12 protein-coding genes and 1 pseudogene are annotated in these 13,689 nt (G+C 30.4%); 10 read left to right on the top strand and 3 right to left on the bottom strand.

All coding sequences use genetic code 11. The annotated features are described in order from the left end of the window. The first annotated feature begins 1 nt into the window (after position 1). The 4 genes from ybeY to HNQ03_RS01195 all read left to right on the top strand — a co-directional run bounded on the left by ybeY (position 2) and on the right by HNQ03_RS01195 (position 3,832). Entirely contained in the window at positions 2–412 is a 411-nt protein-coding gene (ybeY, locus tag HNQ03_RS01180; RefSeq protein WP_173777802.1) for an rRNA maturation RNase YbeY, read from the top strand. Between the two features lie 61 nt (positions 413–473). Then, complete coding sequence (gene mnmG, locus HNQ03_RS01185; RefSeq protein WP_173777803.1) at positions 474–2,336, top strand: tRNA uridine-5-carboxymethylaminomethyl(34) synthesis enzyme MnmG; 1,863 nt, start codon at positions 474–476, stop codon at positions 2,334–2,336. A gap of 60 nt (positions 2,337–2,396) precedes the next feature. Next, positions 2,397–2,996 (top strand): YiiX/YebB-like N1pC/P60 family cysteine hydrolase, encoded by a 600-nt coding sequence (locus HNQ03_RS01190; RefSeq protein ID WP_226927405.1) that lies wholly within the window; start codon positions 2,397–2,399, stop codon positions 2,994–2,996. A 17-nt stretch (positions 2,997–3,013) separates the two neighbouring features. After that, on the top strand, positions 3,014–3,832 hold the full coding sequence (locus HNQ03_RS01195) for a class I SAM-dependent methyltransferase (RefSeq protein ID WP_173777805.1): 819 nt from the start codon (positions 3,014–3,016) through the stop codon (positions 3,830–3,832). 141 nt (positions 3,833–3,973) lie between these two features. Here the strand turns inward: HNQ03_RS01195 and HNQ03_RS01200 are convergent, their stop codons facing one another. Further along, entirely contained in the window at positions 3,974–4,348 is a 375-nt protein-coding gene (locus HNQ03_RS01200; RefSeq protein WP_173777806.1) for a DUF779 domain-containing protein, read from the bottom strand. Further along, positions 4,349–5,878, bottom strand: coding sequence for an aldehyde dehydrogenase family protein (locus HNQ03_RS01205; RefSeq protein ID WP_173777807.1), 1,530 nt, complete (start codon positions 5,876–5,878; stop codon positions 4,349–4,351). Positions 5,879–6,071: 193 nt separating this feature from the next. Between HNQ03_RS01205 and HNQ03_RS01210 the strand changes: the two genes are divergently transcribed. Next, positions 6,072–6,995, top strand: a complete 924-nt coding sequence (locus HNQ03_RS01210) for a helix-turn-helix domain-containing protein (protein ID WP_173777808.1) — start codon at positions 6,072–6,074, stop codon at positions 6,993–6,995. Between the two features lies 1 nt (position 6,996). Here HNQ03_RS01210 and HNQ03_RS01215 read toward each other — a convergent pair whose 3' ends face one another. Further along, complete coding sequence (locus tag HNQ03_RS01215) at positions 6,997–8,187, bottom strand: phosphoglycerate kinase (protein WP_173777809.1); 1,191 nt, start codon at positions 8,185–8,187, stop codon at positions 6,997–6,999. Positions 8,188–8,829: 642 nt separating this feature from the next. Between HNQ03_RS01215 and rpiB the strand changes: the two genes are divergently transcribed. The 5 genes and pseudogenes from rpiB to HNQ03_RS16245 all read left to right on the top strand — a co-directional run bounded on the left by rpiB (position 8,830) and on the right by HNQ03_RS16245 (position 13,670). Next, positions 8,830–9,258, top strand: coding sequence for a ribose 5-phosphate isomerase B (gene rpiB / locus HNQ03_RS01220; RefSeq protein WP_173777810.1), 429 nt, complete (start codon positions 8,830–8,832; stop codon positions 9,256–9,258). A 512-nt stretch (positions 9,259–9,770) separates the two neighbouring features. Beyond that, positions 9,771–10,535 carry a hypothetical protein gene (locus tag HNQ03_RS01225; protein WP_226927406.1) on the top strand — a complete coding sequence of 255 codons (765 nt, stop codon included), beginning with the start codon at positions 9,771–9,773 and terminating at the stop codon, positions 10,533–10,535. 10 nt (positions 10,536–10,545) lie between these two features. Beyond that, a complete protein-coding gene (locus HNQ03_RS01230; RefSeq protein ID WP_173777812.1) occupies positions 10,546–11,442 on the top strand; it encodes a hypothetical protein in 897 nt (298 codons plus the stop codon). 249 nt (positions 11,443–11,691) lie between these two features. Continuing rightward, positions 11,692–11,949: pseudogene (locus HNQ03_RS01235) on the top strand (thrombospondin type 3 repeat-containing protein); the annotation flags it as partial. 755 nt (positions 11,950–12,704) lie between these two features. Beyond that, the gene (locus HNQ03_RS16245; RefSeq protein ID WP_173777813.1) at positions 12,705–13,670 is read left to right on the top strand and encodes a thrombospondin type 3 repeat-containing protein; all 966 of its coding nucleotides are present in this window, start codon (positions 12,705–12,707) and stop codon (positions 13,668–13,670) included. Positions 13,671–13,689: the final 19 nt, after the last annotated feature.

The following is a 13,689-nucleotide window of genomic DNA, read 5'->3' on the forward strand; positions in this document are numbered from 1 at the left end:
TATGATACAGTATTTTTTTGAAGAAATAGAACCCATTATTATTGGTGACGAAACATCAATATGGCTAGAGAATTTAATAATATCTGAAGATAAGAGTCTTGGGAAAATCCAATATATTTTTTGCGATGATGAATATCTTTTAAAAATAAACAAAGACTATCTGCAGCACGATTATTTTACGGATATCATTACGTTTGATTATGTGAAGGGTAAAAAAATCAGCGGTGATATTTTCGTATCTTTGCAAAGAATTTCGGATAATGCGGCAGAATTTTGTACTGATAAAGATATAGAATTAAAAAGAGTTCTAGCTCATGGCTTGCTTCATCTCTGTGGATATAAAGACAAAACCGATGCGGAACAGCATCTAATGACGGAAAAAGAGAACTTTTATCTCGATAAAATACTTTAAAACCTTTTTATAATTTTGATTTCCAATAAATTATAAAGATGTTTCACGTAAAACATTTACAATGACAAACGAAATATATGATGTAATAGTAGTAGGTGGTGGTCACGCAGGATGCGAAGCTGCTGCTGCTGCTGCAAATCTAGGTTCCAAAACACTTTTGGTAACTATGAATATGCAGACTATTGGGCAGATGAGTTGCAATCCTGCAATGGGAGGAATTGCAAAAGGCCAAATCGTAAGAGAAATTGATGCAATGGGAGGCTATAGTGGCATCATCTCAGATCTTTCTGCCATACAATTTAAAATGCTGAATCTTTCTAAAGGTCCAGCAATGTGGTCTCCAAGATCTCAAAATGATAGAATGATGTTCGCTGAAGAATGGAGAATAGCTCTAGAAAACACGCCCAACCTAGACTTTTTTCAAGATATGGTTAAAAGTTTGATCATCGAAAATCATAAAGTTACAGGTGTGGTTACATCTTTAGGTATACAATTAAGAGCTAAATCTGTAATTCTTACGAATGGGACTTTTTTGAATGGCCTTATTCACGTTGGCGACAAACAGCTAGGCGGAGGAAGAATGGGCGAATCTAAATCTGTAGGTATTACCGAACAATTAGAAGCTCATGGTTTTGAATCTGGCAGAATGAAAACAGGAACTCCACCTAGAATAGATGGAAGATCTTTAGATTATTCACAAATGGAAGAACAAAAGGGTGATGAAAAACCTCAAAATTTTTCTTACACAGATACACCAAAAATTTCTAAACAAAAAAGTTGTCATATTGTATATACCAACGAAACTGTACATGATGTACTGCGTGAAGGTTTTGAAAAAAGTCCGATGTTCAATGGTACCATACAAAGTATTGGTCCAAGATATTGCCCGAGTATTGAAGACAAAATAAATCGTTTTTCAGAAAGAACGAGACATCAATTATTTGTAGAACCAGAAGGTTGGAGAACCGTAGAAATTTACCTAAATGGATTTAGTTCTTCACTTCCTGAAGATGTGCAGTTAAAAGCGCTTAAATATGTACCTGGTTTTGAAAATGTGAAAATTTTTAGACCTGGATATGCCATAGAATATGATTATTTTCCACCTACGCAATTGAAACATACTTTGGAAACAAAAATAGTCGAAAACCTATATTTTGCCGGCCAAATCAATGGAACAACTGGCTATGAAGAAGCAGCTGGACAAGGTTTGATGGCAGGAATAAATGCCCATTTGAAGATAAATGAAAAAGAGGAATTTATTTTAAACAGAGACGAAGCATATATTGGTGTATTAATAGACGATTTGATAACTAAAGGTACTGAAGAGCCATACAGAATGTTTACGTCCAGAGCAGAATTTAGATTATTGTTAAGACAAGACAATGCAGATATCCGTTTGACAGAGAAATCAAATAAAATAGGTTTAGCAAGTGACCAAAGATTGGCTGCTGTACAAGATAAAATTAAAAAATCGAATGAAATTATTACTTATTTATCAGAAACAAGCTTGAAACCTAGTATTATAAATCCTATATTAGCAAGTGTAGAATCGAATCCTGTAGATCAAGCATTTCGCGCGAATACCATACTTTCCAGACCTCATTTTTCTTTAGAAAAACTAGAGGAAATAGATTTTATAAAAGAGAATTTACTCTCCTACTCCACTATCGTTAAGGAACAAGCAGAAATACAGATTAAATACAAAGGTTATATCGAAAAAGAGAACGAAAACGTGAAAAAATTAAAAAAATTAGAATCTTACAAAATAGATCCTGATTTAGATTTTAATAGTATTGCATCTTTATCATCAGAAGCCAAACAAAAATTATCTAAAGTTCGCCCATCTACTATTGCTCAAGCATCAAGAATTAGTGGTGTTTCGCCTTCAGATATTAACGTTTTACTTATATTTCTCGGCAGATAAAACGAAATGTTTCACGTGAAACATTGCACTATGAATTATAAAAATCTTGCAATTTGCTTTATGTTTTTTTTACTTTTATCCAGTTGTAAAAGTAAATACTCCTATCTACAAAATGGCGACTTAATTTTTATACAAGCGAAGGAAGAAAACCTTTCGGGTGCAATAAGTAGAGTTACAAAAAAAGAAAATATACCTTCTTATGATCATATTGGCATCATTGAAAAAAATAGGAAAGATTTATTTGTCTTACACGCTGCACCAGAAAAAGGCTCCATTAAAGAAAATATAAAAGATTTTTTGAAGGATTATAACTCTAGAACTATAGATGTATATAGATTAAAAAAAGAATATAATCTTAGTATAGACCAAGCAATTCAAAAAGCAAATTCACTGTTGAAAAGGCCATATAATGTTTCTTACGTATTGAACGAAAATTCCTATTATTGTTCAGATTTCATTGAAAGGAGTTTTAGAAAAGATTCTATTTTTCAGCTGAATCCAATGACTTTCATCAATCCAAAAACTGGTAAGACTGACGAATATTGGCAAGAATTTTACAAAAAATTAAACATTGCCATTCCAGAAGGAAGCCCAGGTTGCAATCCGAATGGACTGTCGCAGTCTGAAAAAATATTTAAAGTAAGTACTTTAAAGCACTAAAAATTATAAGTTTATTTATGAAAATTGTAGATCATCTTCTTACAAAAGAATCATTTGTTATCGTGCCTACTGAAATTGAAGGTATCCTAAAAACTTCGCCTGTACCACAAAATATTGGTAAATATTATGAAAGCGATGATTATATTTCACACAATCAAGACGAAGCTTCATTTAAACAAAAAATTTACAAAATAGCGCAATATTTTAATCTGAATTATAAGCGCAACATCATAGCAGCGGAAACATTTTCCGGAGCAAAGGTTCTAGATTATGGCTGTGGAGCTGGTGAATTTATTAAATATATCCAAAATGATTTCGAAACTTTTGGATATGAACCAGACGAAGATGCGAGAAATATTGCGAGAAATAAAGCATCGAAAACGAAAATAATCTCAGATATAAATTTGCTCGAGGATTCCAGTTTAGATGTTATTACTTTGTGGCACGTATTCGAACATGTGGAAAATCAAAAGGAAATGATGCAACTTTTTCATCAGAAATTAAACAAAGATGGAGTTCTTATCATCGCTGTTCCAAACCATACTTCCTATGATGCAAAATATTATAAAGAATTTTGGGCAGCTTATGATGTGCCTCGTCATATTTTTCATTTCTCAAAAAATGGGATGCTAAAACTTTTTAATAATGAAATTTGGAAATTGAATAAAATAAAACCACTCCTACTCGATTCATTTTATATTTCCATTTTAAGTGAAAAATATAAAAAAAATCCATTATTTTGGTTAAAAGGTACCTTCTTGGGAGCGATTTCTAATTTTAAAGCTATTAAAAACAACGAATATTCCAGTTTGGTGTATATTATCGAAAAAAAATAGATTTTAGCTTTTAAACCTATTTATGAAGGCTAAATTTAAGCACATTTCAATAAAATATTGGAAAAAATAGGTTTTCCTTCAAATTAAATAAAAAACTCTTCCAAAAAATTGAAAGAGTTTTTTTATTATTAATTAAAAATTTTATTCATTCCTGATAACAGGTTCTAAATTTTCCAATTGTTCTTCAGAAAATAATTTGTAATGAACTTTGAAAGTTTTTCCAAGTGGTGTCTCCAAAGAAAATCCACCCGGTCCTATTCCTTCTAAAATATCGAGAGTAAAATGCGAGTATTTCCAATACTCAAACAAATCACGATCAACCCAAAATTCATGTTTATTAATATGCCCAATCATGGCATCGTTCATCCTTGGGAAATATCCGCCTTTTTCAAAACATTGTGGTTGCGTACCTTCGCAGCATCCTCCTGCTTGATAAAACATCAGATCACCATATTTTTTTTCTAATTCAAAAATTGTATCTAATGCTTCCTCGGTAACGCTTAATCGTTTTATCATCTAGAAAAAACCTAATTTATTCTTATTATAAGAAATCAACATATTTTTGGTTTGTCTATAATGATCTAACATCATCTTGTGATTTTCTCGCCCTATTCCAGATTGCTTATAACCACCGAAAGGTGCTCCTGCAGGATAAGAATGATATTGATTTACCCAAACTCTACCAGCCTGAATCTGTCTTGGTATTTGATATAATTGATGAGCATCTCTTGTCCAAACACCTGCTCCAAGTCCATAAATTGTATCATTTGCAATTTCAATAGCCTCCTTTTCGTCCTTAAATGTTGTAAAAGCCAAGACTGGACCGAAAATTTCTTCTTGGAAAATTCTCATCTTATTATTCCCTTTAAAAATAGTTGGTTGGATATAATAACCACCTTGAAAGTCTCCTCCAAGATCGTTTGTTTCTCCACCAACCAAACATTCTGCACCTTCTTGTTTTCCTAATTTGATGTAAGAATTAATTTTATCTTTTTGAATTTTAGAAGCTTGCGCTCCCATCATTACGGTTTTATCCAAAGGATTTCCAACTTTTATGGCCTTAACTCTTTCAATAACTCTTGCTATGAAGGCATCCGCTATATCTTCCTGAACCAATAATCTGGAAGGCGCAGTACAAATTTCACCTTGATTTAGAGCAAATAAAACAGCTCCTTCAATAGCTTTATCTAAAAATGCGTCGTCTTCATCCATTACAGAATTAAAGAAAACGTTTGGAGATTTACCACCCAATTCCAAAGTTACAGGAATGATGTTTTCTGTTGCATATTGCATTACCAATCTTCCCGTTGCAGTAGATCCTGTAAATGCTGCTTTATTTACTTTCGGGTTGGTTACCAAAGCTCTTCCTAACTCACCACCAAAACCATTTACGATATTTACCACTCCATTTGGCAGCAAATCTCCAATTAGTTCCATCAAGATTAAAATAGAAACCGGTGTACTTTCCGCTGGTTTTAGAACTACACAATTTCCTGCTGCTAAAGCTGGAGCTAGTTTCCAAATAGCCATTAAAATAGGAAAATTCCATGGAATTATTTGTGCTACTACACCAAGAGGTTCGTGTACAATCAATGAAACTGTATCTTTATCCAACTCATTATGAGAACCTTCATCTGCTCGAATAACGGCCGCAAAATACCTAAAATGGTCTATTGCTAAAGGTAAATCTGCTGCCAATGTTTCCCGCACCGCTTTTCCATTGTCTACTGTTTCCACTGCCGCAAGATATTCTAGGTTTTGCTCCATTCTATCCGCAATTTTATTTAAAATAATACTTCTTTCAGTAGAAGAAGAATCTTTCCATGTTTCAAAGGCTTTGGAAGCGGCATCTACAGCTAATTCTAAATCTTCTTTACTAGAATGTGCTACTTGAGTAAAAACCTGTCCATCAATGGGAGAAATAACATCAAAGTAATTACCTAAAACTGGAGCTACAAATTCTCCTCCGATATAATTCCCATATTGCTTTTTAAAATCTGGCCGTTCTAAAATATTTTCGTTTTTTGTTTCTGTTGATGTACTCATATCAATTGTTTTAATTATTAAAAATTCGAAATACTAAATTCCAAATAAAAAAATAAAAATGATAGCACAATCCTACATATTTATAGTAAAATTCTTTTTACTGTTAACTTTATAATAATATTAACACTAATATTTTAATTTGATAACTTAAAATTAATTAATTTAGATAAATGTAATAAATACAATTAATGCTATGAAAAGTAAGGTCAATTTGCTCAATGAAATTTCATTAACTTCCACAAATCGTTTGAACAATATTGTAGAAAATAAGACTACTTTTCAACTCAAAAACTGTGAATTTTCTATATATGAAACACATCAAACGGCAAAAAATGTTAAATTACATTTTAATGATTTAGCTTTTACATCAATGCTGCGCGGGAAAAAAGTAATGAAATTAGAAAATAAAACAAATTATTTCGATTATTTACCAAGTGAAAGCCTTTTAATCTCGCCAGGTGAAACGATGATTATCGATTTTCCAGAAGCAGACAAAACTCCGTCACAATGTCTTTCTTTATCATTAAGTTCGGACTATATAAACAATTCTCTCGATTTTATCAATCATAATACACCTAAAATTGACGATTCATCTCAAATTTGGGGAATTTCTAGCAATGAATATTTTTTACTGAATGATCAATCATTAACTTCTGCAACAAACAATATTATGCGAATTGCAATGGATAATAGTGCACATAAAGATATAATGGCAGATTTTGCTATTAAAGAATTGATTATCAGATTAATGCAAACTCAAGCTAGAAAAATTTTGGAAAGAGAATCATCTACAAATCAAACCAGAATGGGTTATATTATTAGTTATATTAAAAAAAATATCCACCAGAAAATATCCATTAAGTCTATTGCAAAACAAAGTTATGTGAGTGAATCAAACATCTTCAAAATATTTAAACAAGAAATTGGCATCTCACCAAATGAATTCATCATTAAAGAAAGACTTAAAAAGGCAAAAGAATTACTGCTCGAGCATCAAACAATAAAAGAAGTAACTTACCAAACAGGATTTTCTGATACCAATTATTTCACAAGAGTTTTTCACCAACATGAAGGAATTACACCGAAAAATTTCCAAATACAATCGAAAATACTTTAATCTAGCTATTAATTGCCAAAACTCCCGGCAGTTCTTTTCCTTCCAAACTTTCTAGCATCGCTCCTCCTCCGGTAGATACATAAGATACTTTATCTTCCAATCCGTTGGATTTTACAAACGCAACGCTGTCTCCTCCACCAACTAAAGAAAAAGCTCCGTTGTTGGTAGATTCTATGATGCTTTCTCCTAAAGATATAGTTCCTGCAGCAAAATTTGGCATTTCAAAAACACCTAATGGACCATTCCACAATATTGTTCGGGAATTTATAATAGCATCATGAAATAATAATCTGCTTTTTACTCCGGCATCCAATCCCATCCAACCTTCGGGAATTTCGTAAATATTAACCTCTTTTTGTGGAGCATCATTATCGAATTTTTCTGCAATTATAGCATCAACAGGAAGCAAAACTTCTACATTCAATTCTTTTGCTTTTTCTAAAATTTCCAAAGCCAACGTCATTTTATCTTCTTCTACTAGTGAAGTTCCGATATGACCTCCTTGTGCTTTTATAAAAGTAAAAGCCATTCCTCCACCGATGATTAACTTATCTATTGCTGGCAAAATATTTTCTATCACCGTAATTTTTGAAGAAACTTTGGATCCTCCAATCACGGCTAAAATTGGTTTTTCACCATCTTTTAATACTTTTTTTATTGCTTCTAACTCTTTGGACATCAATAAACCGAAAAATTTAGTTGTAGGAAAATTTTCTGCAATTATTGCTGTAGAAGCATGCGCTCTATGTGCAGTTCCAAAGGCATCATTCACGTAAGCATCTCCTAGTTTAGCGAGATTTTTCGCAAATTCATGGTCACCTTTTTCTTCTTCTTCATGAAATCTTAAATTTTCTAGCAATAAAATTTCCCCTGGTTTCAAATCCGATGCTATTTTTTCTGCCTTCTCTCCTACGCATTCATCACAAAATTGAACACTTTTTCCTAAAACACTTTCAATTTCTGGAACCAAATTTTTCAAAGAAAATTCAGCACTTACCTTACCTTTGGGTCTTCCAAGATGCGTCATCAAAATTACAGCACCTCCATCGTTCAAAATTTTATCAATCGTATCTTTTGCCGCAGAAATTCTCGTGTTATCGGTTACCTTTCCACTTTCGTCTTGAGGAACATTGAAATCTACACGAACAAGTACTTTTTTATCTTTAAAATTGAAATCTTTGAAGCTTTGCATAAAATTGTTTTTCTGGATTATTTGAATTACAAATTTAGCGTTTCTAAAATTCAAAAAAGAAAAATCTGCATTTTAATTTCAACCCTAAACAATCTATCAGTAATCAACAAATTTTTAATATATATAAAAGAAAGATGGGTAGTGTTGTTGAGTGTTGTTAGTAATGGGGAGAAATATTTTGAATATAGTTGTTGATATTTGATTCAAAAGTTATCCCTATTTTTAAATTTTATAACTTATTGATTCGTAGTATATTATTTCATTTATCCACAATAGACAAATTATTTCAGGTTTCTATATGTGTAAAACTTGAACATTAATAAAAGCAAGAATTCTTGCTGAAAATTAATAAAAGATAAATCTTCAAACTTAAATTTTAAAGTGCAATGCATTATTTTTAGGGAATTTCAAGCTCGTATTTATTATTTCTTATCCACCAAAAATGTATCGCTTTTCAACGCTAATATTAACTAAATGTTAATTGCTTTTGAACTAAGTGTTTACGTTTTAGTTAAAAATTAAAAAGAACTAACATTCAATCTTTTAACAAAAATTAATATTTTAAATTTTCAAACTTGTTGTGGATAAAAACTTTAAGTCAATTTATAATCTTAAATTTGTGATAAACAAAAGTAAAACAATATGAAAAAAATAGCGATAGCAGGAGATCACGCCGGTTTTGAGTATAAAGAATTAATCAAAAAGCATTTAGAAGGTAAGTTTGAGGTGCAAGATTTCGGCACGCATTCTTTAGATTCTGTAGACTATCCAGATTTTGTGCATCCTGCAGCAAGTTCTGTAGAAAATGGAGAAAATGACATGGGAATTTTAATCTGCGGAAGTGGACAAGGAGTTTCTATTACAGCAAATAAACATCAAAAAATCCGTTGTGCATTGTGTTGGGAAGTAGAACTTGCACAATTGGCAAGACAGCACAACAATGCGAATATGGTAGCATTGCCCGCAAGATTTATATCTGAAGACTTAGCATTAAAAATAGTAGATGCATTTCTCGCTACAGAATTTGAAGGAGGAAGGCATCAAAATAGAGTTGATAAAATTGGGTGTTAATAAATAGGATTTTTCAAAGTTGAGTACCGTATTTTTCAAAATTGGTATTATCATTTTTGATTCAATTATCAAATAATCATTTCGTTATATATAAATTAATGATTTAATTTGTTAGTGTGGTTTTTCTTTATAGAAATAAACGCATCGGAAACTAATTTGACAGATATGTTCAAAGGTTTAAATTATTACTAAAATTTAGATATGGATTCTATTAAAACAAAATCATTGATGCACACCGGAAATTTTTCGCAAGAGCGAAGTTTTGGCAAAGTAGAAATGTGGTGGAATATTGATGAAATTTAGTTAAACTTTTTAAAATGTCCAACCAATGGTTGGAGAAATCTGTTTTCAATTAAAAAGTATGTAAATTTGGTTTTAAAATTGAAGTAAATAACTTATTAATATTTATTTTAACCTTATATCTGTTTAAAAATGAGAATAATAAAATTTTGCAGTCATTGACTGCAAAATTGATATTAGATAATAATAAAGAGTAAAACAAATTTTAGATGATGAAAAAATATCTTTCTTTTCTATTAGTTTTCTTTTTTGCGCTTAGTTATAGCCAAACGGGGAGAGATACTGTTGCTGAACAGAAATATATAGATGAACAAAAAATTGAAGATTTTAAAAAATGTAATGCTATAATAAAAGATTTTGAAAACATTTCTTTTAAAAAGTTAGAAAAAATTGTTGTTGAAAATATCATATTTGATAACACAAAAAGAAACATTATTATAGATTATAGACCTTCATTCTCATTAAATTCAGTTATGATTATAGATAAGTATGATTATACTCCAGTCTATTGCAATTACAGCAACCCGCTTTATAATCAATCAGATTTTTGGACAAAAAAAAATATTAAATTGATGGTCAAAAAATTTAGTAAAAATCTCATTCCAAGAAATGGTACTAGAGATGAATTTATTTATGATGAAATCACGAGCAAATCAACAACAAATTTTAGAAAACTATCGGCTGACACAAGAAAGCAACAAGAAGGAAAATATATAAAAATTTATAATGAAACGAATCAAGAAGTACAAAATTTTTTCTACTTTCCTTTCCATAGAAAAGAAAATTTGGTACTAGAAAATGATGTTAGAACGGTTATTAGAAATTATGATGAATTGCATTTAAAATTTACTAATTATCTGGATAAAATTGTCACAGTGAAATATAAATACAATGAAGATAATAGTATTTTTAAAACCTACCAATATCAAAACAAAAAATGGGTAGAAATTCCCACAATTGAAGAGTATAAATTTTAAATGAAAAAATATGAAACCCCACCTCTCACTTCTGTTGCTCTTCACACTAATTTTCTGCAATTCCCAGCAGATCACAGTTAATGTTCCATTCAAGAAAATAAAACTCTTTAATAAAGAATTTGTAATACCTGATATCAATAAGAGTAAGGAAAAACTCTCTTCATGCGAAAAAAAAGTATTTGATAACAAAAATAAAATTGCAAAGAATACTGCTGTAGAAAAAAGAAAATCTCTAAAAGAATATGAAGGTACAATGGCAATGCCAGATACAATTAATGTAAGTTTAACTGAATATAATTCAAATAGCAGTACTATTCAATATAATTTTAACCAAACAAATTCTTTTAGTATAATGACTTATTATGATAGTGATCCTCTTTTACAAGATAAATCACTTCGCGATGATTTTTTCAATTCACAACCAATGTTATTTAAGGAATATAGAGGCTACTATTCCAATGGTAGTTTAAACCTGAAGCGACTCTCATATAGTGCAATTACGATAAAACAATATGAGTTTGATGAAAATGGCAATCTTGTGAAGGAGTTCGATCTATCAAAAAAATATAACCTATCGGTTCTGGATGTTTTAAAAATTTTAAATGTAAATGATGTTGTGATTGATTTTCAGATTAATCGCTTATCAACAGATCCCCATACAATTCTTATGTGTGCAGAAACCAACAGGGGAAAAGTATGGTATCTCGGGCAAGGAGAAGAAGAAAAAGAGTATCTAATATTGGATAATAATAGAGAGTATGTTTCTCAACAAATGAATGAAAATAAAGCAGGAAATTTTAAATTTTTAGACTCGAATGATTACAAAAATCAGTACGGAGACAAGATGATAGGAGAAGTAGAACTGAAAACGGGGTTTATGTTTTTTGTATATGATAGAGTAAATTAAATAAAAGTTACTAAAATAATTATTAATAAAAAAAAATGGCAAAACAAAAAAAATTTTTCAGCCAAAAGAAAACAAATCATTTACAGAATATCGGGAAAGATATTGTGAATTTTTATTAGAAAACAAATGAAAACCTACCTCTCACTCCTATTCCTCTTCACTCTAATTTTCTGCAATTCCCAGCAGATTACAGATAAAGATGTGCTCAAAAAATGCAGAAAAGAATTTAATAAAAAAACTTGTCTTTCTGATAAAGATGGAGATGGCACTTTGTATTATTTAGACCAATGTCCAAATGATGCAGGACCAATAGAAAATGATGGTTGTCCTTGGCCAGATTCTGATGGAGATGGTCTCATAGATAAAGATGATCCATGTCCCACAGTTGCAGGACCAATGGAAAACATTGGTTGTCCATGGCCAGACACAGATGGAGATGGAATTTTGGATAAAGATGATGCTTGTCCAACCGTTGTTGGTCTTGTTGAATTAAATGGTTGTCCAAAAAAAGATTGTAGTGAAAATTATAGGATTGGTAAGAAAGCAGCAGATGATTTTATCAAATTACAGCAAAGCATAAACTATAAATCTATACAAAAGCACCTTCTCGAATTCTTAAAAAAAATTAAATACGATTCTTCAATTTTACTAATAATAAATTCAGATGTTTTTGAAGGAGAAGGGCCTTCAGAATGTCCAGATTTTAAATTTCCAGAAACATTAAATTACACTGCAGAATCTTACATTTGGGATAATCAGATGTTAGAAAATATTTCAAAAACAGTCAATCAAAATCTTTTTCCAGCATCAGGAAATTCATTATTTTGGGGTAGAGCAGGTTTTTATCGAGAAAATGATGAGGAATTTAGAAATTTAAATACCGAACAAATAAAATTTATTTCTAAACTTACCACATTTTCTGACCCCAAATATGGCAATATAAAATATTACAAAAATAAATCAAAAATATTATCAAAATTGCCAACTGAATTTAATAGAATTATATTTGAGGAAGATACAAGAATTATAAACAAGCAATTTCAGACAGAGATTACTTTTAAAATAACAACCCTAAAAACTCTCAATTATATTAAATTTAAATATAATTTTGAAACTGAAGACTGGGTAAAAATTTCGGAGGATAATTATCAAAATACAATTAAATAAAAAAATGGCAAAACAAAAAAAATTTTTCAGCCAAAAAAAAACCGATCATTTGCAGAATATCGGGAAAGATATTGTGAATTTTTATTAGAAAACAAATGAAAACCCACCTCTCACTTCTATTCCTCTTCACTTTAATTTTCTGCAATTCCCAGCAGATTACAGATAAAGATGCGCTCAAAAATTGCAGAAAAGAATTTAATAAAAAAACCTGTCTTTCGGATAAAGATGAAGATGGCGTTTTGCATTATTTAGACCAATGTCCATATGATGCAGGACCAATAGAAAACAATGGTTGTCCTTGGCCAGATACAGACGGAGATTTTCTTATAGATAAAGATGATGCTTGTCCCATAGTTGCAGGACCTCTTGAAAATAATGGCTGTCCTTGGCCAGACACAGATAACGATGGTATTTTGGATAAAGATGATGCTTGTCCAACCGTTGTTGGTTTAAAAGATAATAACGGATGTCCAGATCCGAGAATAAAATGTTTAGAGATTACTAAAAGTGACAGTATTTCTTTTAAAAATTTTAAATTAAAAAATAATAATCTATCCAAGAATTATGAAGGTCTTGCGGATTTAATTGTACAGAAAATTTCCGAAGAAAAAGATTTTGGGTTAATTTATATAGAATTATTTGAAACAGAACCAAGTTGTTATTATCAACCATCAGGGAGTGTTCTACAGTGCAGAAGTACCTTAAAATCTAATAAATATGACTTTTTGATAAGTAAATTATTTTCTAAATATACCTTTGAAAATTTAAAGAACAATGTATTATTACCGATAACAACATCAAAATTTAATTTAGCAAGCGAAGAAAAAATGAATAATTATTTAGATATGTCTAAAGAACAATATATTTATTTTATAAAAAATTACGAGGGATATAAAATTCAAATCAAAGGGTCAAAAACGAATAAATCTTCAAAAAGTTTAAAATTAAACGCTTCTTTTGTTGAAGAAAATCCTTATGATGTTATTCTTGATTTGAATAATAAAAAATACAATTACAAATTTGTAAACAATCAATGGAAATTGGTAATTACAGAAAAATAAAATAAAAATATATAAAAAA

Source organism: Frigoriflavimonas asaccharolytica, from assembly GCF_013294015.1.
In the GTDB taxonomy this organism is placed as follows: domain Bacteria; phylum Bacteroidota; class Bacteroidia; order Flavobacteriales; family Weeksellaceae; genus Frigoriflavimonas; species Frigoriflavimonas asaccharolytica.